At 66.4% G+C, this 23,425-nt stretch carries 25 protein-coding genes and 1 pseudogene; 14 read left to right on the top strand and 12 right to left on the bottom strand.

The window, feature by feature from the left end:
* Positions 1–46 precede the first annotated feature (46 nt).
* A complete protein-coding gene (upp, locus tag C556_RS0107655; protein WP_018747654.1) occupies positions 47–673 on the bottom strand; it encodes a uracil phosphoribosyltransferase in 627 nt (208 codons plus the stop codon).
* A 247-nt stretch (positions 674–920) separates the two neighbouring features.
* Between upp and ku the strand changes: the two genes are divergently transcribed.
* The 3 genes from ku to C556_RS0107640 are packed head-to-tail and all read left to right on the top strand — an operon-like array spanning position 921 to position 4,808.
* The gene (ku, locus tag C556_RS0107650; protein ID WP_018747653.1) at positions 921–1,790 is read left to right on the top strand and encodes a non-homologous end joining protein Ku; all 870 of its coding nucleotides are present in this window, start codon (positions 921–923) and stop codon (positions 1,788–1,790) included.
* A 14-nt stretch (positions 1,791–1,804) separates the two neighbouring features.
* Complete coding sequence (gene ligD / locus C556_RS0107645) at positions 1,805–4,336, top strand: DNA ligase D (RefSeq protein ID WP_018747652.1); 2,532 nt, start codon at positions 1,805–1,807, stop codon at positions 4,334–4,336.
* Positions 4,337–4,373: 37 nt separating this feature from the next.
* Positions 4,374–4,808 (top strand): low affinity iron permease family protein, encoded by a 435-nt coding sequence (locus C556_RS0107640; RefSeq protein ID WP_018747651.1) that lies wholly within the window; start codon positions 4,374–4,376, stop codon positions 4,806–4,808.
* On the opposite strand, the gene C556_RS19745 is transcribed toward C556_RS0107640, so the two are convergent.
* From C556_RS19745 to C556_RS0107620, 4 genes are all read right to left on the bottom strand, one after another.
* Complete coding sequence (locus C556_RS19745; protein ID WP_211214695.1) at positions 4,712–5,716, bottom strand: NAD(P)H-hydrate dehydratase; 1,005 nt, start codon at positions 5,714–5,716, stop codon at positions 4,712–4,714. The two genes, C556_RS0107640 and C556_RS19745, sit on opposite strands and share 97 nt — an antisense overlap.
* Positions 5,713–6,483: a histidine phosphatase family protein gene (locus C556_RS0107630; protein ID WP_018747650.1), complete on the bottom strand. Its 771-nt coding sequence runs from the start codon at positions 6,481–6,483 to the stop codon at positions 5,713–5,715. Before C556_RS0107630 ends, C556_RS19745 begins: the two co-directional genes overlap by 4 nt.
* 7 nt (positions 6,484–6,490) lie before the next feature.
* Positions 6,491–6,658, bottom strand: a complete 168-nt coding sequence (locus C556_RS22885; RefSeq protein ID WP_018747649.1) for a hypothetical protein — start codon at positions 6,656–6,658, stop codon at positions 6,491–6,493.
* An 88-nt stretch (positions 6,659–6,746) separates the two neighbouring features.
* Complete coding sequence (locus C556_RS0107620) at positions 6,747–7,094, bottom strand: DMT family protein (protein WP_026262900.1); 348 nt, start codon at positions 7,092–7,094, stop codon at positions 6,747–6,749.
* Positions 7,095–7,214: 120 nt separating this feature from the next.
* On the opposite strand from C556_RS0107620, the gene C556_RS0107615 reads away from it, so the two are divergent.
* Together C556_RS0107615 and C556_RS0107610 are read left to right on the top strand one after the other, a co-directional pair.
* A complete protein-coding gene (locus C556_RS0107615) occupies positions 7,215–8,300 on the top strand; it encodes a nuclear transport factor 2 family protein (RefSeq protein ID WP_018747647.1) in 1,086 nt (361 codons plus the stop codon).
* A gap of 15 nt (positions 8,301–8,315) precedes the next feature.
* Positions 8,316–9,584, top strand: coding sequence for a L,D-transpeptidase family protein (locus C556_RS0107610; protein WP_051083219.1), 1,269 nt, complete (start codon positions 8,316–8,318; stop codon positions 9,582–9,584).
* A 102-nt stretch (positions 9,585–9,686) separates the two neighbouring features.
* On the opposite strand, the gene fabG is transcribed toward C556_RS0107610, so the two are convergent.
* On the bottom strand, positions 9,687–10,427 hold the full coding sequence (gene fabG / locus C556_RS0107605) for a 3-oxoacyl-ACP reductase FabG (RefSeq protein ID WP_018747646.1): 741 nt from the start codon (positions 10,425–10,427) through the stop codon (positions 9,687–9,689).
* 215 nt (positions 10,428–10,642) lie between these two features.
* A pseudogene (locus tag C556_RS0107600) lies at positions 10,643–10,939 on the bottom strand (DUF3579 domain-containing protein); the annotation flags it as partial.
* Positions 10,940–11,138: 199 nt separating this feature from the next.
* On the opposite strand from C556_RS0107600, the gene argF reads away from it, so the two are divergent.
* From argF to C556_RS0107555, 9 genes are all read left to right on the top strand, one after another.
* Positions 11,139–12,053 carry an ornithine carbamoyltransferase gene (gene argF, locus C556_RS0107595; RefSeq protein ID WP_018747644.1) on the top strand — a complete coding sequence of 305 codons (915 nt, stop codon included), beginning with the start codon at positions 11,139–11,141 and terminating at the stop codon, positions 12,051–12,053.
* A 7-nt stretch (positions 12,054–12,060) separates the two neighbouring features.
* Entirely contained in the window at positions 12,061–12,687 is a 627-nt protein-coding gene (gene leuE / locus C556_RS0107590) for a leucine efflux protein LeuE (RefSeq protein ID WP_018747643.1), read from the top strand.
* 78 nt (positions 12,688–12,765) lie between these two features.
* The gene (locus C556_RS0107585) at positions 12,766–13,983 is read left to right on the top strand and encodes an argininosuccinate synthase (protein WP_026262897.1); all 1,218 of its coding nucleotides are present in this window, start codon (positions 12,766–12,768) and stop codon (positions 13,981–13,983) included.
* Between the two features lie 54 nt (positions 13,984–14,037).
* Positions 14,038–14,244 (top strand): DUF2788 domain-containing protein, encoded by a 207-nt coding sequence (locus tag C556_RS0107580; RefSeq protein ID WP_018747641.1) that lies wholly within the window; start codon positions 14,038–14,040, stop codon positions 14,242–14,244.
* Positions 14,245–14,273: 29 nt separating this feature from the next.
* A complete protein-coding gene (ppnP, locus tag C556_RS0107575; protein ID WP_018747640.1) occupies positions 14,274–14,585 on the top strand; it encodes a pyrimidine/purine nucleoside phosphorylase in 312 nt (103 codons plus the stop codon).
* Between the two features lie 12 nt (positions 14,586–14,597).
* Complete coding sequence (locus tag C556_RS0107570) at positions 14,598–15,098, top strand: DinB family protein (protein ID WP_040430721.1); 501 nt, start codon at positions 14,598–14,600, stop codon at positions 15,096–15,098.
* Between the two features lie 15 nt (positions 15,099–15,113).
* The gene (locus C556_RS0107565; protein ID WP_018747638.1) at positions 15,114–15,599 is read left to right on the top strand and encodes a YajQ family cyclic di-GMP-binding protein; all 486 of its coding nucleotides are present in this window, start codon (positions 15,114–15,116) and stop codon (positions 15,597–15,599) included.
* 29 nt (positions 15,600–15,628) lie between these two features.
* Positions 15,629–17,491, top strand: a complete 1,863-nt coding sequence (locus tag C556_RS0107560; protein ID WP_018747637.1) for a diguanylate cyclase — start codon at positions 15,629–15,631, stop codon at positions 17,489–17,491.
* A 201-nt stretch (positions 17,492–17,692) separates the two neighbouring features.
* Positions 17,693–17,887 carry a DUF3149 domain-containing protein gene (locus C556_RS0107555; RefSeq protein ID WP_018747636.1) on the top strand — a complete coding sequence of 65 codons (195 nt, stop codon included), beginning with the start codon at positions 17,693–17,695 and terminating at the stop codon, positions 17,885–17,887.
* Between the two features lie 55 nt (positions 17,888–17,942).
* Here the strand turns inward: C556_RS0107555 and C556_RS0107550 are convergent, their stop codons facing one another.
* The 5 genes from C556_RS0107550 to radA form a co-directional block, all read right to left on the bottom strand.
* Positions 17,943–19,592 (bottom strand): ArnT family glycosyltransferase, encoded by a 1,650-nt coding sequence (locus tag C556_RS0107550; RefSeq protein WP_018747635.1) that lies wholly within the window; start codon positions 19,590–19,592, stop codon positions 17,943–17,945.
* Between the two features lie 117 nt (positions 19,593–19,709).
* A complete protein-coding gene (locus C556_RS0107545) occupies positions 19,710–19,979 on the bottom strand; it encodes a type B 50S ribosomal protein L31 (protein ID WP_018747634.1) in 270 nt (89 codons plus the stop codon).
* Positions 19,980–20,072: 93 nt separating this feature from the next.
* On the bottom strand, positions 20,073–21,323 hold the full coding sequence (gene rho, locus C556_RS0107540; protein ID WP_026262895.1) for a transcription termination factor Rho: 1,251 nt from the start codon (positions 21,321–21,323) through the stop codon (positions 20,073–20,075).
* A 182-nt stretch (positions 21,324–21,505) separates the two neighbouring features.
* Positions 21,506–21,832 (bottom strand): thioredoxin TrxA, encoded by a 327-nt coding sequence (trxA, locus tag C556_RS0107535; protein ID WP_018747632.1) that lies wholly within the window; start codon positions 21,830–21,832, stop codon positions 21,506–21,508.
* A 228-nt stretch (positions 21,833–22,060) separates the two neighbouring features.
* On the bottom strand, positions 22,061–23,413 hold the full coding sequence (gene radA / locus C556_RS0107530; RefSeq protein ID WP_018747631.1) for a DNA repair protein RadA: 1,353 nt from the start codon (positions 23,411–23,413) through the stop codon (positions 22,061–22,063).
* Positions 23,414–23,425 lie beyond the last annotated feature (12 nt).

The following is a 23,425-nucleotide window of genomic DNA, read 5'->3' as shown; positions in this document are numbered from 1 at the left end:
GTTTTGTTTATCGCTGCCGGCCCCGCCCCCTGCGGCACCGGCGGGATCACTTGGTCCCGAAGATCTTGTCGCCGGCGTCGCCCAGCCCCGGGATGATGTAGCCCTGCTCGTTGAGGTGGCTGTCGAGCGACGCGGCGTAGATCTGCACGTCCGGGTGCCGCTCGTTCACCAGCTTCACGCCTTCGGGCGCCGCCACCATGACGATGGCCTTGATCTGCTGGCAGCCCTTGCGCTTGAGCATGTCGATGGTGGCGACCATCGAGCCGCCGGTGGCCAGCATCGGATCGATGATCAGCGCCAGCCGGTCGTCCAGCTTGCCGACGAACTTCTCGAAATACGGCTCGGGTTGCAGCGTCTCTTCGTTGCGCGCCAGGCCCACCACGCTGATCTTGGCCGACGGCACCAGATCGAGCACGCCGTTGAGCATGCCCAGGCCCGCGCGCAGGATCGGCACCACCGTCAGCTTCTTGCCCTTGATCTTCTGCACCTCCACCTCGCCGCACCAGCCCTGGATGGTCCTGGTCTCCAGCTTGAGATCGCGCGTGGCCTCGTAGGCCAGCAGGCGGGCCAGCTCCTCGGTCAGCAGGCGGAACTTGTTGGTGCTGACGTCCTCCTCGCGCAGCAGCGCGAGCTTGTGTTGGACCAGCGGGTGCGACACGACGGTGATCTGCATGATTCTGTTCTCGGGTAGGCGGACAAACCCTCCCATTCTAGACACATCCCCCCAACCGGATATTGCCGAAACCCGGTAGCGCGCGTGGCAGCGTTTGCGCTAGGCGGTGTAAAAGCTACTGCCCCGCGCGGCGTGCCCGGATCGCCCCACGCGCCGCCGCAGCCCGCGCCCCTTGGGCATCGCCACGCCGCCGGCCGTGGCATGGAAGCTGCTACAGCCTGCATCGACGACATCGACGGAGCGTTGCATGGCACGCGCATTGTGGAAGGGCGCGATCAGCTTCGGCCTGATCCATATCCCGGTGGAGCTGTTCCCCGCCGAACAGCGCGACGAGCTGGACCTCACGCTGCTGGACCGGCGCGACTTCGCGCCGGTGGGCTATCGCCGCGTCAACAAGCACAGCGGCGAGGAAGTGCCGCGCGACGACATCGTTAAGGGCTACCAGTACGAGGAAGACCAGTACGTGGTACTGGGCGACGACGAGCTGAAGTCGGCCAACGTCAAGGCCACCCAGACCGTCGACCTGATCGCCTTCGTCGACGCCGACGAGATCGAACCGCTCTACTTCGACCAGCCGTACTACCTCGCCCCCACCCGCGGCGGCGCCAAGGTCTACGCGCTGCTGCGCGAAACGTTGCGCCGCGCCGGCAAGGTGGGCATCGGCCAGGTGGTGATCCGCACCCGCCAGCACCTGGCCGCGCTGATGCCGGTGGGCGACGTGCTGCTGCTCGACACCCTGCGCTATGCCCACGAATTGCGCGACAGCGCCCAACTACCGTTGCCCGAGGGCGACCTCGAGGCGGCCGGTGTCGCCGAGCGCGAAGTGAAGATGGCGCTATCGCTGGTGGAGAGCATGAGCGAGGCGAGGCAGCCCGCCCAGTATCGCGACCGTTATCGCGACGACGTGCTGGCGCTGATCGAGCGCAAGGTGCGCAGCAAGCAGGTGCACGCCATCGCCGCACCGGTCGAGGACAATGAGGCCGCGCCAGCAGGCGACAACGTGGTCGATCTGATGGCGCTGCTCAAGCGCAGCCTCGACAGTGCCAAGCCCGCCAAGTCCGCCGCGCGCAAGGCGCCGGCCAAGACCTCCACCGCCCGCGCCCGCAAGCGCGCCTGACCGGGAGCGCCGCGATGAGCCTGGAGCGCTACCACCGCAAACGCGATTTCACCCAGACCCCCGAGCCACGCGGCAGCGTGGCCGAATCCGGCGACACGCTGGCGTTCTTCATCCAGAAGCACGCGGCGCGGCGCCTGCACTACGACTTCCGCCTGGAGCTGGGCGGCACCCTCAAGAGCTGGGCCGTGCCCAAGGGCCCCAGCCTGGACCCGCACGACAAGCGGCTGGCCGTCCATGTCGAGGATCACCCACTGGACTACGGCGACTTCGAGGGCACCATCCCCGCCCGGCAGTACGGCGCCGGCAGCGTGCTGCTGTGGGATCGCGGCACCTGGACCCCGCATGGCGACGCCGAGGCCGGCTACCGCAAGGGGCATCTGCGCTTCACCCTGCACGGCGAAAAGCTGTCCGGCGAATGGGCACTGGTACGGATGGCCTCACGCGACGACAAGCAGGACAACTGGCTGCTGATCAAGGCCGACGACGACACCGCGCGCCACGGCCCCGACGCCGAGATCACCGAGCAGCGGCCGGACAGCGTCAAGGCGCTCGCGCCGCCGCCCAGCGAGGCATCCGAGCCGCGGCCCCGCCGCGCGCCACGCAGCCGCGCCGCCGAGTTGCCGGTGCTGGTCGAGCCGCAACTGGCCAGCCTGGTGGCCCAGGTGCCCGGCGGCGACGGCTGGCTGGCCGAAGTGAAATACGACGGCTACCGCATCCTGGCGCGCATCGACGGCGACGGCCAGGTCGCCCTGTTCAGCCGCAACGGCAACGACTGGACCCGTCGCATGCCCGGCATCGCCCGCGCCGTGGCCGCGCTCGGCGCCCGCGATGGCTGGCTCGACGGCGAAGTGGTCGCCATCGACCGCCAGGGCCGCATCAGCTTCCAGGCATTGCAGAACGCCTTCGCCGACCAGGGCCCGCCCGCGCGCCTGGTCTATTACCTGTTCGACCTGCTCTACCTGAACGGCAAGGACCAGCGCGAGCAGCCGCAGCGGGAGCGCAAGCGCCGGCTGCAACGGCTGCTGCGCGACGTGGGCGACGCCAGCCCGCTGCGCTACAGCGACCACCTCGACGGCCAGCTCGACGACGTGTTCCACCATGCCTGCCTGCACGGACTGGAAGGCGTGGTGCTCAAGCGTGCCGACGCGCCCTATCGCCCGGCGCGCACCCGCAACTGGCTCAAGGTGAAGTGCAGCCAGCGCCAGGAATTCGTGATCGGCGGCTATACCGACCCGAGCGGCAGTCGCCAGGGCTTCGGCGCGCTGCTGCTGGGCGTGCACGATGCCGACGGCGCCTTGCGCTATGCCGGGCGGGTCGGCACCGGCTTCAACGAGGCCACGCTCGCCAGCCTGACCGCGCGGCTGAAAGCGCTGGAGCAGAAGAAGCCCGCGTTCGACGCACCGCCGCGCGGCCGCGAAGCGGCGGGCGCGCACTGGGTGAAACCCACGCTGGTGGCCGAGGTGCGCTTTGCCGACTGGACCGAACAGGGGCTGCTGCGCCAGGCATCGTTCATCGGCCTGCGCGAGGACAAACCGCCCGCCGCGATCACCCGCGAGCGCCCCCAGGCCACGCCGGCCCCCGAGGCGCCGGCGCGCCAGCAGCTGGTGGAACAACGCAGCAAGGGGCCGCGGCAGGCGGACGCAGTGGTCGCCGGGGTGACCATCACCCATCCGTCGCGGGTGGTCTACGCCGAAGGCGAACTGACCAAGCTCGACCTCGCGCGTTACTACGAGCGGGTGGCGGGACACCTGTTGCCGCACCTGCGCAACCGCCCGTTGTCGCTGGTGCGCTGCCCGCAGGGCTCGGCGCATGGCTGCTTCTTCCAGAAACACCTGGGCGACGCCCTGCCCGACAGCGTTCAGGCGGTGAGCGTGCCCACCGGCGACGGCGACACGGCCACCTACATGATGGTCGACGATCTGCCGGCGCTGATCGGGCTGGTGCAGTACGGGGTGATGGAATTCCACACCTGGGGCGCACGCGGCGATGCGCCCGAGCGGCCGGACCGGCTGATCTTCGACCTCGACCCCGCGCCGGACGTGGCGTGGGCGCAGGTGAAGGAAGCCGCGCAACTCACCCGCGCGCTGCTGGAGTATCTCGGCCTGCGCTGTTTTCTCAAGACAACCGGCGGCAAGGGCTTGCACGTGGAAGTGCCGCTGATCCGCGGCCCCGGCTGGGACGAAGCCAAGGCATTCGCCCGCGGCGTGGCCGAGCACCTGGCGGCCGAGATCCCCCAGCGCTTCACCACCAAGCTCGCCAAGAACCGGCGCGGCGGCAGGATCTTCATCGATTACCTGCGCAACGCGCTGGGCGCGACCGCGGTGGCCGCGTTCTCCACCCGCGCCCGCCCCGGCGCACCGGTCGCCGTCCCGCTGTTCTGGGAGGAACTGGAGCAAGGCATCCAGTCGGCGGACTTCACCGTGCGCAACCTGGACGCGCGGCTGCGCGACACCGCCGATCCCTGGGCCGATTACCACGACGCGCGCCGCCGCCTGACCGACGCGATGCGCCGCACCCTGGCCGACGCCGCCGCCCGGCGCGGCTGATCCACCACGGCCGATCCACCACGACAAGGAACCCGCCATGCGCCCGACTTCCCACCTGTTCAGCCGCTTCGCCCAGCGCGCCGCCTGCGCCGCCGGCAGCCCCGGCATGTTCCTGCTGGCGCTGCTGCTGGTGGGGACGTGGCTGCTGAGCGGGCCGGTGTTCCACTTTTCCGATACCTGGCAGCTGATCATCAACACCGGCACCACCATCGTCACCTTCCTGATGGTGTTCCTGATCCAGCACTCGCAGAACCGCGACACCCAGGCGTTGCAGCTGAAGCTGGACGAGCTGATCCGCGCGGTGCATGGCGCGCGCAACCAGCTGATCCGGGCCGAGGAGATGGACGATCGCGAACTGGCCGACCTGAAGCAGCACTACGAACAGATCGCCGCCGCCACCCACGATAAGCTGGACGACGTGATGGAACAGGTGGCCCGGCGCACCGGGCACGAAACCGCCGAGGAACGCTGAATCGCGCCAGGGCGAATCGCCCTAACGCTGGAACATCGCCATGCGGCGTGGGATCTCGTCGGCGATTTCCCGTGCCAGATAGCCGAGCGGCCCCAGCCTGGCCGCCAGCGCCTCGCCAGCGCCTCGCCGGCGCGCGCATGCAGCGCCACGCCCCACGCGGCCGCCTGCTCCAGCGCCGCGCCACGGGCCAACAGCCCCGCGATCACGCCCGCCAGCACATCGCCCGAGCCGGATACGCCAAGCCCGACGTTGCCGCCTTCGTGACGCCACGCCGTGCCGTCCGGGCAGGCGATATGGGTCACCGCACCCTTGAGCGCCACCACCGCCTGCCAGCAGGCCGCCGCCACCCGTGCCGCCGACAGCGGATCGGCCTGCAAGGTGGGCTTGGCGACGCCGGTGAGGTGCGCCATCTCGCCGGCGTGCGGGGTCAGCAATACCGGGCGCGGCGGCATCTCGTCGCGCACCGCCGCCATGGCGCAGGCGTCGAGCACCAGCGGCAGGCCCGGCAGACCGGGCAAGGCGGCGCGCACGAAGGCCGCGGCGGCGGCTTCGTCCTGCATGCCGGGGCCGATCAGTATCGCGTCGAGCTTGGGCGCCAACGGCGCCAGCAGGGCGGCGCCTTCCAATGCCAGGCCGCCGGCGGTGGTCTCGGGCAGCGCCAGCACGCGGGATTCGGGCAAGGTGGCCGCCACCAGCGGCGCCACACTGCGCCCGGTGGCCACCGACAACTTGCCGGCGCCGGCGCGCAGCGCAGCGGTCGCCGCCAGCAACACCGCGCCCGGCATCTCGGGCGAACCGCCCACCACCAGCACGTGGCCGCGCGACTCCTTGTCGCCATCGGGCTCGGGCATCGGCAACGGCCAGCGCAGCAGCGCGGCATCGTCCAGGGGATTGAGTCGCGCGTTCATGGCTTGGCGGCGACCGGCGCGTCCGGCTCGCTGGTGATGGGTGCATGCGCCTCGGCCAGCGGCGCGACGAAATTCACCTGGTCGAGCACCAGTTTGCCCTGCCGTCCCTGCGCCGGGTCGAAGCGGTAGCTGGTGACCGAGCAGTTGGGCACGTCGGCCAGGCGGTCGATGTCGAGGATCTGCCGTTCGTCCAGGCGTTCCAGCAGGTAGCGGAAGCAGTTGACGATCACCTGGTGGCCGACCACCAGCACCCGCTCGCGACGGTATTCGCGCACCACCATCTCCAGCACGCTGCGCAGGCGCAGGATCACGTCGCACCAGCTTTCGCCGCCCGGCGGGCGGAAGTAGAACTTGCCGACGTGTGCGCGTTGCGCTGCCAGTTCGGGATAGCGCAAGGCGATGCCGGCCTTGGTCAGGCGGTCGGTCAGGCCGAATTCCTTTTCGCGCAGGCGCTCGTCGTGCCGCAGCGTCAGTTCGTTTTCGGCCATGCCGGCGCCTTCCAGCAGCAATTGCGCGCTCTGCATCGCCCGCAGGTACGGCGAGGCGAGCACCACGCTGGGCCGCTCGGCCGGCGGCAACTGGCCGAACCAGGCACCCAGCGCCAACGCCTGCCGCCGCCCGAGATCGGACAACGGCACGTCCATGTCGCGCTCGGCGATGTCGATGGTGGGCAGGCTCGCCGCCTCGGCGGCGTCGCGCGCCACGTTGCCGGCGCTCTGACCGTGGCGCACCAGCCACAGCCGGTCGGGCCACTTCTGTTCCGCCATGACGATCTCAGCGCGCGGGCGGGCCGGCCAGCCGGCCGGTGTCGTGCTCGAAAGGGGCCTGCCGGGGCGGCTCGGCCAGCGGCGCCTCGCGGCTGGCGAGTTCGGCGCGTTCGGTCTCGGTGAGGTCGCGCTGCGCCTCGGCGGGATGGCGCGGGGGTTGCGGTTGTCGCGACATGGCAACACTCCGGGAACTGGGTGGTTCCAGTGTCGCCAAGTCGTGCGCCGTCAGCCATAGGACGACGGCGCGGCCGCGCGTAGGACGGTCAGCCGCGGAACATGAAGTACACCGCCCCGACCAGGCACAACCCCGCCCACAGGTAGTCGAGCTTGAACGGCTGGTGCATGTAGAACATGGCGAACGGCAGGAACACCGACAGCGTGATCACTTCCTGCATGATCTTGAGCTGTGCCAGCGAATACACGCTGTAGCCGATGCGGTTGGCCGGCACCTGCAACAGATACTCGAACAGAGCGATGCCCCAGGACACCAGCGCGGCCATCCACCAGGCCTTGCCGCTCATGTTTTTCAGGTGGCCATACCACGCAAACGTCATAAAAATGTTCGAGGCCACCAACAACAGCGGGGAAATCAATCCTGGGGGCAGGTTCATGGCACGGTTTCAACGCGGTTTTGCTAGAATTCGCGAGTTTACGCATGACGGGCGCACAGCGGGGCCACCAGCCGCGTTGTCGCACCGCAGCATCCTTTCCAGACACGGAACCGCCCACCCATGATTTTTCGCAGAGCGCTGCTCCCTCTGGTCCTCCTGCTTGCCTGTGGCGCCGCCGGCGCCGGCGAGGTCGACGACATCCGCCACCTGGTACAGGCCCGAGAATTCAATGCCGCGCTGGAGCGCGCCGACCGCTATCTGACCCGCACCCCCAAGGACGCGCAGGTGCGCTTCCTGCGCGGGCTGGCGCTGACCGAACTGGGCCGCACCAACGAGGCGATCAAGGCCTTCACCAGCCTGTCCGAGGACTACCCGCAGCTGCCCGAGCCCTACAACAACCTCGCTGTGTTGTACGCGCAACAGAATCAGCTCGACAAATCGCGCGCCGCGCTGCAATTGGCGATCCAGACCAACCCCAGCTACGCCATCGCCCACGAGAACCTGGGCGACCTGTATGCCCGCCTCGCGTCGCAGGCTTATGACAAGGCGCTGCAACTGGAAGGCCAGAACCGCCAGGTGCAGACCAAGCTGACGCTGGTGCGCGAACTGTTCAGCGGCGGCGCGCTGGCCCAGCCGCTGCCGCGCCAGCAGGTGGCCCAGGCCGCCACGCCCGCGCCGCGCCCCACCCCGACCCGCGCCGCCGCGCCGACCAAGGCGCCGGCCCCGACGGTGCAGCCGACCCCGCTGCCCACGCCGAAGCCGATGCCGACGCCGAAACCCACGCCGACGCCCAAGCCGGTGGTGACCCCGACGCCGACCCCGCAGCCCACTCCGACGCCGACCCCGGTGCCGGCCGATACGCGGCAGCGCGAACGCGAGCGGGTGGTCGAGGCGGTCGAAGCCTGGGCCAAGGCATGGTCGCGCCGCGACTTCGACGCCTACCTCGCCGCCTATTCGCGCAAGTTCGACGCCCCGGGCGGCCAGCGCTTCGCCGACTGGGCCGAGCAGCGCCGCCCCCGCGTGGTCGGGCCCAAGTACATCGAGGTGAAGATCAGCGGTGTGCAGGTCGATTTCCAGGGCGACGACGTGGCCGTGGTCAAGTTCCGCCAGAGCTATAAGTCCGACCGCCTGAGCAGCACCACCGGCAAGACGCTGGTGCTGGAGAAATCCGGTGGCCGCTGGCTGATTCGCGAGGAAAGAACCTAATTGAGAAAGCGTGTGATGCCCTGGGCCAAGTTCGGGCTCTGCCTGGTCCTGCTGCTGTTCTTCACCCCGGCGGCGCAGCCGCGGCTGACGCCGCCCTGGCCGCAAACGCATGTGCCGGTGTTCGAGCAGCCGGGCAAGGTGTTCGCCGGCTCGCCGGAGGAAATGATCGTCGCCGCCATCGACGCGGTGCGCCAGGGCCGTATGGCCGATGCGCGCGCCACCATCGACGCGTTGCTGGTCAAGGAACCCAACTACAACCTGGCGCATCTGGTCTCCGCCGACCTGTACGCGATGCGCGCCGCGCCGCTGGCCAGCCTGGGCGGCGCCGCCGTCGACGCGCCGCGCGACCGGCTGGACGACCTGAAGCGCGAAGCGCAGGTGCGGTTGCTGCATCACCTGGCGCCGCCGCCGGCCGAGCGCATGCTGCCGGCGCAGTTGCTGGTGCTGTCGCCCGGCCAGGAACACGCGGTGGTGGTCGACAGCAGCGCGGCGCGTGCCTACCTGTTCAAGAACGTGGACGGCGTACCTACCTACGTCACCGACTATTACGTCACCATCGGCAAGCTCGGCACCGACAAGACCCGCGAAGGCGACCAGCGCACGCCGCTGGGCGTGTATTTCGTGACCAGCCACATGACGCGCCCGCAGCTGGACAAGATCTACGGCGAAGCGGCGTCGCTGTACGGTGTCGGCGCCTGGCCGCTGTCGTATCCCAACGAGCTGGATCGCCGCGAGGGCCGCACCGGCCATGGCATCTGGCTGCACGGCGTGCCTTACGACACCTATTCGCGGGCGCCGCAGGCCTCCAACGGCTGCGTGGCGCTGACCAACGAGGACATGACGGCGCTGGCGCGCCAGTTGGCGCCCGGCAGCACCCCGGTGGTGAATGTCACCCGCATCGAATGGCTGGACCGGGCCAGCTGGGACGCGCGGCGCGCCCAGGCGCTGGCCCGGCTGGAAGCGTGGCGCGGCGCATGGGAATCGCTCGATACCCAGCGCTACCTGTCGTTCTACGGCAACCGCTTCACCGATCAGGACGGCCAGAACCTGGCCGGCTGGCAGAAGCAGAAGGCCGCCGTCAATGCAGGCCGCTCCTGGACCAAAATCACGTTGGACAAGGTCAGCATCTTCGCCACCAGCGGCGAAAACGCCACCTGGGTGGCGACCTTCGACCAGGACTACCGCAGCGACGCGCTGGACAACAGGATGCGCAAGCGCCTGTACTGGCAGGAAGAGAACGGCGCATGGAAGATCCAGTGGGAAGGCCGCGCCCGCGCCGGCTGAGCGAGGCGCAACCCGATACCCCCGACCCGGCCCTGCGCCGACGAACAGCGACAAAAAACCCCGGCTTCGATCCGGGGTTTTTCGTTGGGGCGGGAAGCTGGCTTACAGCGTCACGCCGCCAGTCACTTCGATCGCCGCGCCGTTGATGTAGCTGGCTTCGTCCGACGCCAGGAAAGCGTAGACATTGGCGATTTCTTCCGGCTGCGCCATCCGGCGCATCGGCACGCGTTCCTCCATGGCCTGGATCACCTTCTCCGGCATGGCCTTGACCATCGGGGTGGCGACAAAGCCGGGGCACACGGCGTTGGCACGGATGCCCTTCTTGCCCAGTTCCTTGGACCAGGTCTTGACCATGCCGATCACGCCGAACTTGGTCGCGGCATAGTTGGTCTGGCCGAAGTTGCCGTACACGCCCACCACCGACGAGGCATTGAGCAGCACGCCGCTGCCCTGCTCGACCATGGTGTCGATCACGGCGCGGGCACAGTTGTAGGTGCCCTTGAGATTGATGTCGATGACGCGGTCGAACTGCTCTTCGGTCATCTTCACGAATTGCGCGTCGGCGGTGATGCCGGCGTTGTTGACCAGCACGTCGATACGGCCGAACTTTTGCTTCACGTCAGCCACCATGCTGGCGATCTGGGCGGTGTTGGTGACGTCGACCAGATAGCCGGCCGCCGTGGCGCCGGAAGCCGCCAGTTCGGAAACAACCTGGTCCACGCCAGCCTGGTTCACGTCGCAGACCACGACCTTCGCGCCTTCGGCAGCGAATTTCTGGGCAGTGGCAAGACCGATGCCGCTGGCACCGCCGGTAATGATGGTTACCTTATCCTTAAGACGCATGCTGGAAATCCTCCGGTGATTAAAAAACTTAAAGACACATCCAGTCACCCTTGGCGACTGGTATTGTCAGTAAGCATAAGCGGCATTGTGCGATGCAGTAATCAGAAGAGTCGCAACGTTGACGGACGGCAAGCGGAAAGGATGGTGCAGGGCAGCAGCAGGGCAAATCGGCCTTCAAACGCGGGTGCGAAGGTCGACTCGCCCTAAAGGGGGGACTGCTGGTATTGATCGAGCAGCGTGCGGCAATCGACGATGCGCAGATCGTTGTCGCGGGCGAAGGTCATGATGAAATCGAACACGCGCGGATCGATCTTTTCCAGCTGCTTGTCCACGGCTACGCAGCGGACATTGTCGTGCACCATGGGGCGGACGTAAGGCGCGTAGGACAGTTTCTGGTCGAAGCCGAAGGTGGAGAGGATGCCGGAAAGTCGCTCTGCCCAATCACTGGGGCGGAACTCGCGACCGTTGCTGGTAAGACCCTGAATGATGATTTCGTATGGATTGCAGATCATGACGAGGCGGGCTGGTGCGACGTGTCCTGGCAAAGACAGCCGGAGTATATCACCCGCCGTGTTGCACCGCGTGAAAAAGAATCCGCGCGGGCCTTGCAGGCAGCGTCCGGCACTTGCCAGCCGGGGCCCGCCAACTGAATAATGGTCGTTTTTACTAGAGAGTAGCCAGCGGCACGATCAGCGCCCGGCCAGCACCCCTATGCGCCACTACCTGAAGTTCACCGATTTCACCCGCGACGAATATCAGTATCTGTTCGACCGCACCGTCAAGCTCAAGGCGCTGCACAAGGCCGGCGAGCTGTACCAGCCGTTCAAGGGCAAGGTGCTCGGCATGATCTTCGAAAAATCCTCGACCCGCACCCGGGTGTCGTTCGAGGCGGGCATGGCGCAGTTCGGCGGGCACGCGATGTTCATGCAGTCCAAGGATACCCAGCTGGGGCGCGGCGAACCGATAGAAGACGTGGCGCAGGTGATCAGCCGCATGGTCGATCTGGTGATGGTGCGCACCTACGAGCAGAGCATCATCGAGCGCTTCGCCGAGAACTCCAAGGTGCCGGTCATCAACGGCCTGACCAACGAATACCATCCCTGCCAGATCATGGCGGACATCTTCACCTACATCGAGCACCGCGGCCCCATCGCCGGCAAGACCGTGGCCTGGATCGGCGACTCCAACAACGTCAGCCGCACGTGGCTGCAAGCGGCGCGCATCTTCGATTTCAAGCTCAACCTCGCCTGCCCGCGCGGCTACGAGATGACGCTGCTGGGTGACGAAGCCTACGGCGCCGAGCACTTCGAGCAGTTCTACGATCCGTACCAGGCCGCGCGCGACGCCGACATCGTCACCACCGACGTCAGCGTGTCGATGGGCTACGAGCGCGAGACGCTGCAACGCAAGAAGGACTTCATCAATTACCGCGTCAACGAGAAGGTGATGCTCCAGGCCAAGGCCGACGCGGTCTTCATGCATTGCCTGCCCGCCCACCGCGGCGAGGAGGTCGATCCGGAAGTGATCGACGGCCCGCAATCGCTGGTGTGGGACGAAGCCGAAAACCGCATGCACACCCAGAAGGCGGTGATGGAATACCTGCTGCTGGGCAAGATCGAGGATTGACACGCCAGTGAGCCTGCTAGGGATCAGCGATCTCGCCACCTACCTGATCGGCACCCTGGTCATCATCCTGACCCCGGGGCCGAACTCGCTGTTCGTGCTGACCACGGCCAGCCGCCACGGCCAGCGCGCCGGCTTCGCGGCGGCGGGCGGCGTGTTCGTCGGCGATCTGGTGCTGATGACCGCCGCCGCGCTGGGCGTGGCCTCGCTGATGCACGCCTACCCGGTGGCGTTCGACCTCGTCCGCTACGCCGGGGCGGCCTATCTCGGCTGGCTGGGTCTCAAGGCCCTGCTGTTGCGCAAAGGGCCGGCAGCCACCGCCCCGCAGGCTGCCGATCCACGGCATGCGTTCCGCCAGGCGCTGGCCATCTCACTGGTCAACGTCAAGGCCATCCTGTTCTGCATGGCCTTCTTCCCGCAATTCGTCGATCCCGGCTATCCGCACGTGGCCGTGACGTTTGCCGCGCTGGGCCTGATCGTCCAGGTCACCAGCATGAGCTACCTGAGCGTGCTGATCCTCGCCGGCAGCCGCATCGTGCAGCGGCTGGCGCAACGACGATGGCTGGCGGGTCTGGCCAACAAGCTGACCGGACTGCTGTTCGTCAGCTTCGGGCTCAGGCTCGCCACCAGCCGCTGACTACCGATTACCGGGTTGGCGCAGCGCCAGTCGCGCCGATCGCAGGAACACACTGGCTTTTCAAATTTGAGGAATACCATGTCTGACGTTAAGAAAGTCGTCCTCGCCTATTCCGGCGGCCTCGATACCTCCGTGATCCTGAAGTGGTTGCAGGACAACTACGGCTGCGAGGTGGTCACCTTCACCGCCGACCTCGGCCAGGGCGAAGAGCTGGAGCCGGCGCGCCAGAAGGCGCTGAAGTTCGGCATCAAGCCGGAGAACATCTACATCGACGACGTGCGCGAGGAATTCGTGCGCGACTTCGTGTTCCCGATGTTCCGCGCCAACACCATCTACGAAGGCGAGTACCTGCTCGGCACCTCGATCGCCCGCCCGCTGATCGCCAAGCGCCTGATCGAGATCGCCCGCGAAACCGGCGCCGACGCCATCAGCCACGGCGCCACCGGCAAGGGTAACGACCAGGTGCGCTTCGAGCTGGGCGCCTACGCGCTGATGCCGGGCGTGAAGGTCATCGCCCCGTGGCGCGAGTGGGATCTGCTCAGCCGCGAGAAGCTGCTGGCCTACGCCGAAGCCAACGGCATCCCGGTCGAGATGAAGCACAAGAACGGCGGTGCGCCGTATTCCATGGATGCCAACCTGCTGCACATCAGCTTCGAAGGCCGCCACCTGGAAGACCCGAAGGCCGAGGCCGAGGAAAGCATGTGGCGCTGGACGGTATCGCCGGAGCAGGCCCCGGATGCGCCGGAATACCTCGACCTGGAATTCGAGAACGGCGACCTCGTGGCCATCAACGGCCAGCGCATGAAGGCCCACGAACTGCTGGCCAAGCTGAACGAACTGGGTGGCAAGCACGGCATCGGCCGTCTCGACCTGGTGGAAAACCGCTACGTCGGCATGAAGAGCCGCGGCTGCTACGAAACCCCGGGCGGCACCATCCTGCTCAAGGCCCACCGCGGTATCGAATCGATCACGCTGGACCGCGAAGTGGCGCACCTGAAGGACGACCTGATGCCCCGCTACGCCTCGCTGATCTACAACGGCTACTGGTGGAGCCCGGAACGCGTCGCGCTGCAGACGCTGATCGACCACACCCAGGCCCACGTGAACGGCTGGGTCCGCGTCAAGTTGTACAAGGGCGGCGTTTCGGTCGTGGCACGCGATTCCAAGGACACCCTGTTCGATCAGACCATCGCCACCTTCGACGATGACGGCGGCGCCTACAACCAGGCCGACGCCGGCGGCTTCATCAAGCTGAACGCGCTGCGCATGCGCATCGCCGGCAAGAAGGGCCGCTAAGCAACCGGCGGCGCGACCCGTGGGCCGCGCCGCCCTCCCCCCACCGACAACTCCATGAACATTTCCGAAGAAACCTTCACCACGCTCACGGTCTCGATCTTCTGCACCGCGCTGATCGCATACATGGGCTTCATCATCTACAGGCTCGCCAAGGATTCGAAGGCGGGCAAGTACGGCACGCTGGTGCTGTTCTTCGTGCTGGGCTTCGGCATGTTCGGCTTCATCGTCAAGACCATCCTGACCGAGGTGCTGCAGAAGTAACGCAGCCCGTTCTCCCACTGGAATCCATCATGTCCCAATTCGACAACGTCTCCGTCGTCAAGCAGGCCAACGTCTATTTCGACGGCAAGTGCGTCAGCCACACCGTGATCCTGGCCGATGGCACCCGCAAGAGCGTCGGCGTCATCCTGCCGTCCACCCTGGTGTTCAACACCGGCGCGCCGGAAATCATGGAACTGCTGGCCGGCGAATGCCGCGTCAAGCTGGCCGGCGAAGCCGAAGCCAAGCCCTACGCCGGCGGCCAGTCGTTCAATGTGCCGGGGAACTCCAGCTTCGAGATCGAAGTGACGGATACCCTGCACTACGTCTGTCATTTCGGCTGAGTCGTCGCCGCGATGAACGCCTCGGCTGCAAGCGTGATGGCCTGTTACAACCGCTGGATGAACCAGCGGTTGTTTGACATTTGCGACGCGCTCGACGACACCACGCGCCGCTCCGACCTGGGCGCCTTCTTCAAGTCCATCCACGGCACGCTGGCGCATCTCGTCTGGGCCGATTCGGTGTGGCTGGCCCGCTTCGCCGGCGAACCGCTGCCCGACAGCACCGTCGCCAGCGACGACTGGCAGACGCTGTGCACGCAGCGCCAGGCACTGGATCACCGTATCGAGGAGTGGGTGGCGGGGTTGTCCGAAACCTGGCTGGCCGAGTCGTTCACCTTTCGCTCCATGACCGGCATCGAGCGCACCCAGCCGGCCTGGGCACTGGTCCTGCATTTCTTCAACCATCAGACCCATCACCGGGGCCAGCTCACCACGCTGCTGGCGCAACTGGGCATCGACTTCGGCGTCACCGATCTGGCTGCGCTGCCCGAGCTGAACGGCACACCGCCACGGTGATTCGAGGAGTACACCATGCCATCGTTCGATATCGTTTCCGAAATCGATGAAGTCGAAGTCCGCAACGCGGTGGAACAGACCAACAAGGAAGTCGGCAACCGCTACGACTTCAAGGGCTCGGACGCCCGCGTCGAGCAGACGGAAAAGGTGCTGACCGCCTTCGCCGACAGCGAATTCCAGCTCGACCAGGTGAAGGACGTGCTGGTCAACAAGCTGGCCAAGCGCGGGGTGGACATCCGCTGCCTGGACGAAGGCAAGGTCGAGAAGGTGTCCGGCAACAAGGTCAAGCAGGCGCTGACCGTGCGCACCGGCATCGAGGGCGAACTGGCCAAGCGCATCGTGCGGCTGGTCAAGGATTCCAAGCTGAAGGTGCAGGCGGCGATCCAGGGCGACGCCGTGCGCATCAGCGGGGCCAAACGCGACACTTTGCAGGAAACCATCGCGTTGGTGAAGAAATCGGTCGACGACTTCCCGTTGCAGTATCAGAATTTCCGCGACTAGCCCGCCGATAAAAAACCCCTGCCCCGCTCATGCTCTGGTCCGCGCGCCAATCCGCCACCATCACGGTCTTCGCCATGCTGTTCGGGCTGGGAATGATTTCCATCCTGGGCTATCAGGTCAGCAGCTCCTATCAGGCCGAGGTGGCTCAGGCACGGACCCGCAGCGACAACCTGTCGCAGATCCTGGAAGCCCAGATGCGCAGCGCCCTGCGCGAAGTCGATCTGGTACTGCGCGATCTGGAGGATCGGCTCTCGCCGGAGGAAATCGCCAGCGGCGACCTCGGCGAAGCGCGCAACAAGGCAGTCCAGAGCCTGCTGCTGGATAAACTCACGCTGGTGCGGCAGGCGGACAACATCCTATTGATCGGCCCGGACGGCACGATGTCGCATCGCGCACTGGATGTCGGCAAGCCCGCCCAGTCGTTCGACCGCGCCTATCTGGAGCAGGTGCGGGACGACCCCTACCGCGAACGTCTGTACGCACGGATGCAGGGCCAGCAGGAAGGCATCCTGCTGGCGCGGCGCTACGAAACCCCCAACGGCGTGTTCGGCGGCCTGGTGATCGCCAGCGTTTCGGCCAGCTACTTCAATCAGGTGCTGGAAAACCTCAGCCTGGGCCGCCACGGCTTCGTGATGCTGGTCGACGAGCACGGCAGCGTCATCACCCGGCGTACCGCCGACAAGCGCGACCCGCCGTTCAAGCCCGACCCGGTCATCCTCGAAGAACTCAAGAGCGGCGCGGCACCCGCCGGCACCACCGTATCGCGCCAGAGCGACGGCGCCACGCGGCTGGTGAGCTATCGCCAGATCGCCGGCTCGCCGTTCTTCATCATCGTCGGCGCGTCGTCGCTCGATTACCTGGCGACCTGGCGCAGCACCACGCTGTACTACCTCACCGGCGGCAGCCTGCTGCTGGTGATGGCGCTGATGATGATCTACTTTTTCTGGCGCTCGCACCGCCTGGCGCGCAACCTGCAACAGAAGGAAAGCCGCCTCAATGTCAGCGAATCGCGCTTCCGCCAGATGATCGAGACCATCCCGGTGGCGCTGGTGCTGGCGCGGCTGCCGGAGTGCTTCATCACCTATATCAACCAGCAGGCGTCGCGCACCTTCGATATCCCGCAAGCGGGCGCGCTGTCGCTGCGCGCGGCCGATTTCTACCTGAACAGCGAGGATTTCCGCGAGCAGTTGCAGGCGGTGGGCCAGGCGCAGGGCATCCGCAACATCGAAGTGCGGATGCGCCGCTGGAACGGCGAATCGTTCTGGGCCAGCCTGTCGATGTCCAGCGTCACCGTGGGAGAAGAGATCACCCTGATGATCGGCATCTCGGACATCACCGAGCGCAAGCGGCTGGAAGGCGAACTGAAACGGCGCGCCACCACCGACGGCCTGTCCGGCCTGACCAATCGCGCCCATTTCATGGAGCTGGCCAACCAGGAACTGGCGCGCGCCGGCCGCTACAAGCGCCAGCTGGCGCTGCTGATGATCGACATCGATCACTTCAAGCGCATCAACGACACCTATGGCCACGACGTGGGCGACATGGCGATCAAGGCGGTCGCCAAGGTGCTGAGCAGCGCATTGCGCGACGTGGACGTGGTGGCACGGATGGGCGGCGAGGAGTTCACCGCGCTGTTGCCGGAGACCTCGCCCGATCTGGCGCAGGCCGCGGCGGAACGGGTGCGGGCGCAGATCGAAGCCCACCGCATCGTCCTCGGCGACGGCACCGTCGTCCAGTTCACCGGCAGCATCGGCATCGCGGCGCTGCGCCCGGAAGACCAACTGATCGACGATCTGCTCAAGCGCGCCGACGTGGCGCTCTACTACGCCAAGCAGCACGGCCGCAATCAAGCCACGGTGTACGACAACATCCCGGCCGACCCCCAGGGCTGAGGCCACCGCCGCAGCCTTGTCGCGGCGGTCGCGCCGCCTTGCCCGAATCGGCGGATTTCCGGGACGAGGTGGCATCCCTGCCTCGGATGAGGGCACTACAACCTGGGGTTATCTCCCGCTTTTCATGCCGTTGACGTGGATCAACATCGTCACGTGGGCAGGGACGCATGCTTCCTGGATCAATCCAAGAGGAGCCGCGCCATGGAGAACACGCCCTTCCAAACTCTGTTCATGTCGGATATCGGACTACTCAGCCTGTTCACCATCGGCTTCGTGGTCGCGATGGCGGTGTTCATCTTCTGTTATGCCCGCCGGGCGATCCGTCGCGATACCCTCGCCCATCAACAGGAAGAACAGCAGGCCGCCGAGCACTCCGGACACGCTCCGGCGCCCTGAGCCTCAGCGCCTGTTCAAAATCTTTTCGCGACAGCGAAAGATCTCGAACAGGCGCTCAAGGCAGCACCTGGCGGGTCGCTCCCTTGTCCAGCAGATAGAACATCTCGTCGCGCTGGTCACCACGGCGCCCGCCTTCCCAGATCACCTTCTCGCCATCCCTGGGCGGCCCCTGGCGCAATTGCCAGCGGCAGGCATCGATGCCCACCCGTCGCAGCTGCAATCCGGTGAAGTAATCGAGCGACACCACCATCGCATCCGGCGCGGTGCTGGCATCGATGCAGCTGCCCGGCTCGCCCGCCATCTTGCGCTCCAGCGAGACCGACGCTTCGCGATAGCTCTTGGTCTCGTCCAGCCACGGCTGCCACAAGCCGATCAGCACGCCCCACAGCAAGGTCACGCCGCAGGCCCAGTTGGTGACCGCCAGGCGCCCCAGCGGGCGCTTGCGCGTGATGACACGCCACCACACCACACTGAGCACGGCGGCGAACAGCAGGCCGGGCACCGCCATCGATGGCACGTGGTCGGGGTTCATGCCGTTGACCCAGGCGTAGAGCCGCGGCGGCACGCCGAAATGCAGCGCGACCCAGCACAACCACAACCCCAGCGTGCCCACCCCGAAAGTCATCAGGCCGAACCAGTTGAGCGCGGCGGCCGCGCCGCGCCGCAAGCCGTCGATCCCGGCCGTGGCCAGCAGCGACAGCGGAATCAGCAGGGGCAGCAGCGAGTAATCGCGTACCTCGCCAGCGCAAGCCAGCCAGACAGCCATCAGCGCCGCCATCGAGGCGGGCAGCACGATGGCCGGGCCGGACCACTGCCGACGGTTGCTCCACACGCCCCAGGCGGCCAGCGGCAGCGCCGGCCACGCGAACCAGGCGACGGTGGAGATGAAAAAACCAAAGCTGTGGAACAGTTGCAGCGATCCCAGCCCGCCGAACGGCCCCAGCGCGTCGAAGCGCCACCACGCCTGGAACGCCGCCGGGCTGAACTGGTGCAGCCACAAGGCCCAGACCGCCGCCAGCGGCAGCGAGATCACCAGCGCGGTCACCAGGGCGGTGAGATAGACCGCGCGTCGCCACGGGCGGAACACCAGCAACAGCACCGCGGAGGCCAGCGCCAGCAGGAATTCGCCCCAGGTCGCGCCGAGCAGCAGCACCAGCCAGGCCAGTCCCAGCAGCGCGCCGGCGATCAGCGGTCGGCGGGTGGAATGTGCCAGGGCGTAGGTATGCCAGGAAAATGCCGCCACCAGCAGCACCTGCGGCGCCAGTTGGTGGCCCCAGATGATGAGGCCGACGCAGCCGATCAGCGCCATCACCGCCACCCGCCCCTGCCGGCGCCCATACAGTTCGCGTCCGGCCAGACCGATGCCCCACAGCGACAGCGCCATCCACAGCCCCGTGACCAGCCGGCCGGCATCGTGGATATCCATGCCCAGCCGCGACAACGGCCAGGCGACGATTGCCGCCGACCAGTAGTACAGCGGCGCGAATTCGAGATAGGCCACATCGGCGAAACGCGGCAGCACCCAGTAGCCTTCGTCGACGAAGCGCTTCACCACCGCCGCGGTTTCCAGCTCCGCGGGCTTCCACGGGTCATGGCCGACCAGGCCGGGCAGCAGCCAGACCAGGCACAACAGCAGCAACAGCCATGGTCTCTGGTTGGGGATGACGGGCGTTTCGCGCTCGGTGGGCGGCACGTAGGTCAGCATGGATGGGCATTCCTGGAATTACGGCTGCCGAGATTATCGCAAAGCGCCGCCGCTGCCGCGCGTCGCGGCAACAAAAAAGGCAGCCTAAGCTGCCTTTTCGGGATGAACCAGCCGGTCTTAGCTTTCGCTCTTGCTGGTGTACATCGAGTACTTGCTGCGGAACTTCTCGATGCGGCCGGCGGTGTCGACGATCTTTTGCTTGCCGGTGTAGAACGGGTGGGATTCGCTGGAAACGTCCAGGCGCACCACCGGGTAGTCCTTGCCATCGGTCCACTTCATGGTTTCGCTGCCCTTGGCCTTGATGGTCGAGCGGGTCAGGAATTTGAAGTCGACGCTGGCGTCGAAGAAGATCACTTCGTTGTATTCGGGATGAATGCCGTCTTTCATTTTCTGTCCTTGTTTACGAGCGCGCCGGGGTTGTGCCGACGCAAAGGCGGGATTATTTCAGAACCCGCGCCAGGCCGCAAGGCGGCCGACCCCCTATCGCCGCATGGAATCGAAGAAATCCAGGTTGCTCTTGGTGGCCTTGATCTTTTCCTGCAGGAATTCCATCGCTTCCAGGTCGTCCATCGGGTACAGCAGCTTGCGCAATACCCAGATCTTCTGCAGTTGGTCCTGCGGCAGCAGCAGTTCCTCGCGGCGGGTGCCGGAGCGGTTGATGTTGATCGCCGGGAAGATGCGCTTCTCGGCCATGCGGCGATCCAGGTGGATTTCCGAGTTGCCGGTGCCCTTGAATTCCTCGTAGATCACGTCGTCCATGCGGCTGCCGGTATCGATCAACGCGGTGCCGATGATGGTCAGCGAACCGCCTTCCTCGATGTTGCGCGCGGCGCCGAAGAAGCGCTTGGGCCGTTGCAGCGCGTTGGCGTCCACGCCACCGGTCAGCACCTTGCCGGAGGCCGGCACCACGGTGTTGTAGGCGCGGGCCAGACGGGTGATCGAGTCGAGCAGGATCACCACGTCCTTCTTGTGCTCGACCAGGCGCTTGGCCTTCTCGATCACCATTTCGGCGACCTGCACGTGGCGGGTGGCCGGTTCGTCGAAGGTGGAACTGACCACTTCGCCGCGCACCGAGCGCTGCATTTCGGTCACTTCCTCGGGGCGCTCGTCGATCATCAGCACGATCAGCACCACGTCGGGGTGATTGGCGGTGATGGCGTGGGCGATGTTCTGCAGCATCACCGTCTTGCCCGACTTGGGCGGCGCCACCAGCAGGCCGCGCTGGCCTTTGCCGATGGGCGCGATCAGATCGATGATGCGGCCGGTGATGTTCTCGACGCCCTTGATGTCGCGTTCGAGCTGCATGCGCTCGGTGGGGAACAGCGGCGTCAGGTTCTCGAACAGGATCTTGTTCTTGGTGTTTTCCGGCGGCTCGCCGTTCACCTTGTCGACCTTCACCAGTGCGAAGTAGCGCTCGCCGTCCTTGGGGGTGCGGATCTCGCCCTCGACGGTGTCGCCGGTATGCAGGTTGAAGCGGCGGATCTGGCTGGGGCTGACGTAGATGTCGTCGGGGCCGGCCAGGTAACTGGTGTCGGGGCTGCGCAGGAAGCCGAAGCCATCCGGCAGGACCTCCAGCGTGCCATCGCCGAATATGCTTTCGCCCTTCTTCGCCTGGTTCTTCAGCAATGCGAAGATCAGATCCTGCTTGCGCATCCGATTGGCACCGTCGATGTCGGTGGCCATCTCGACGAGTTGAGTGACGTGATAATGTTTTAGGTCGGACAAATGCATGCGAATCTGCCGTAGATGCTGCTGCGGATAAGGGAGGAAGGACGGGGGATTTGGGGTGAACGGAGAACCCGTTCCAGTCGGGGAATTTCCCGTAAGCGTATACAACCGGGAAAGCCGCTGTCAACGCAGCGGCTGAGGTCGTGCAGGAAAGCGACACCCGGGCGGGCGCCCGGGTGTTTGGATCAGATGTTGCTGTCGAGGAAGGCGGTCAGCTGCGACTTGGACAGCGCGCCCACCTTGGTGGCCTTGACTTCGCCGTTGGCGAACAGCATCAGCGTGGGGATGCCGCGGATGCCGAACTTGGGCGGGGTGGCCTGGTTCTCGTCGATGTTGAGCTTGGCCACGGTCAGCTTGCCGGCGTATTCGGTGGCGACTTCATCCAGGATCGGGGCGATCATCTTGCAGGGACCGCACCATTCGGCCCAGTAGTCGACCAGAACGGGGCCCTGCGCCTTGAGTACCTGGTCTTCGAAGCTGGCGTCGGTCACGTAAACAATCTGGTCGCTCATAGGATTCTCCGGTGAGGGGTGAAGACCGCCGGATGTCTGGCGGCCGATACGATTGGGAATGGGGGCATTCTATCGGCTTTCAACTGTGCCCCGGAAAAAACGATTCAATCGGTCCGATAGCCAGTACATATGCGGGTTGGATAAATCGCACGCCATGCCTGGCGGCACAAGCCTTGCGGCGTTGCGGGATAACCGCCGGCGTTCGCCGCCAGCGCGAATCGCCCTCGCTCACAACGCCGCCGAGACCGCATCCTCCAGCCGCTCCACCGCAGTGACCACCATGCCGTCGATGCCGCCGCGCGGCCGGTTGGCCTTGGGCACGATGGCGTGGGTGAAGCCCAGCTTGGCCGCTTCGCGCAGCCGCTCCAGCCCGCGCTGCACCGGCCGCACCTCGCCGGCCAGCCCCACCTCGCCGAACACGATCAGCTTGTCCTGCAATGGCCGGTTCTTCAGGCTGGAGACGATGGCCAGCAGCACCGCCAGGTCGGCAGCCGGCTCGGCGATGCGCACGCCGCCGACGGCGTTGATGAATACATCCTGGTCGAAGGCGGCGATGCCGGCATGGCGGTGCAGCACCGCCAGCAGCAGCGCCAGCCGGTTCTGTTCCATGCCCACCGCCAGCCGCCGCGCCTGCGGCGAATGGGCGTCGTCCACCAGCGCCTGCACTTCCACCAGCATCGGACGCGAACCTTCCTGCGTCACCAGCACGCACGAGCCGGGCACCGGCTCGCGGTGCTGCGACAGAAACAGCGCGGATGGGTTGGAGACCTCGCGCAGCCCCTTGTCGGTCATGGCGAACACGCCCAGCTCGTTGACTGCGCCGAAGCGGTTCTTGATGGCGCGGATCAGGCGGAAGCTCGAATGCGTATCGCCCTCGAAATACAGCACCGCGTCGACGATGTGCTCCAGCACTCGCGGCCCGGCCAGCGCGCCTTCCTTGGTCACGTGGCCGACCAGCAGGATGGTGGTGCCGGTGCGCTTGGCGAAACGGGTCAGTTGCGCCGCGCATTCGCGCACCTGGGCGACGCTGCCCGGTGCGCTGGTCAGCGCCTCGGTATAGATGGTCTGGATCGAGTCGATCACCGCCACCTCCGGTTTTACCCGCGACAGGCCGGCCAGGATTTTTTCCAGCCCGATTTCGGCCATCAGCGCGACCGGGGCGTTCTCCAGTTGCAAGCGGCGCGCGCGCAACGCGATCTGTTGCGGCGACTCCTCGCCCGATACGTACAGCACCTTGCGCTGGGCCGCCAGGCGCGTCAGCGCCTGGAGCAGCAGCGTCGATTTGCCGATCCCCGGATCGCCGCCGATCAGCACCACGCCGCCGGGCACCAGCCCGCCGCCCAGCACGCGATCCAGTTCGTCCATGCCGGTGGGCGTGCGCGGCAGTTCCGCCGCGTCCACGTCGGACAACTGCTGGATTTCGCCATCGGCGGCCAGTGACTGGAAGCGCCCACTGCTCTTGGGCTCGGCGATCGACTCGACCAGCGTATTCCATTCGCCGCAGCCGGGGCACTGGCCCTGCCACTTGGGCGAGGTGGCACCGCAGGACTGACAGGCGTAGAGGGTCTTGGCTTTGCTCATGGCGGGCAATGA

The sequence above is a fragment of the Chitiniphilus shinanonensis DSM 23277 genome, assembly GCF_000374805.1.
GTDB lineage: Bacteria > Pseudomonadota > Gammaproteobacteria > Burkholderiales > Chitinibacteraceae > Chitiniphilus > Chitiniphilus shinanonensis.
The sequence above is the reverse complement of the archived record's forward strand: the minus strand, read 5'-3'. Positions and strand labels throughout refer to the sequence as shown.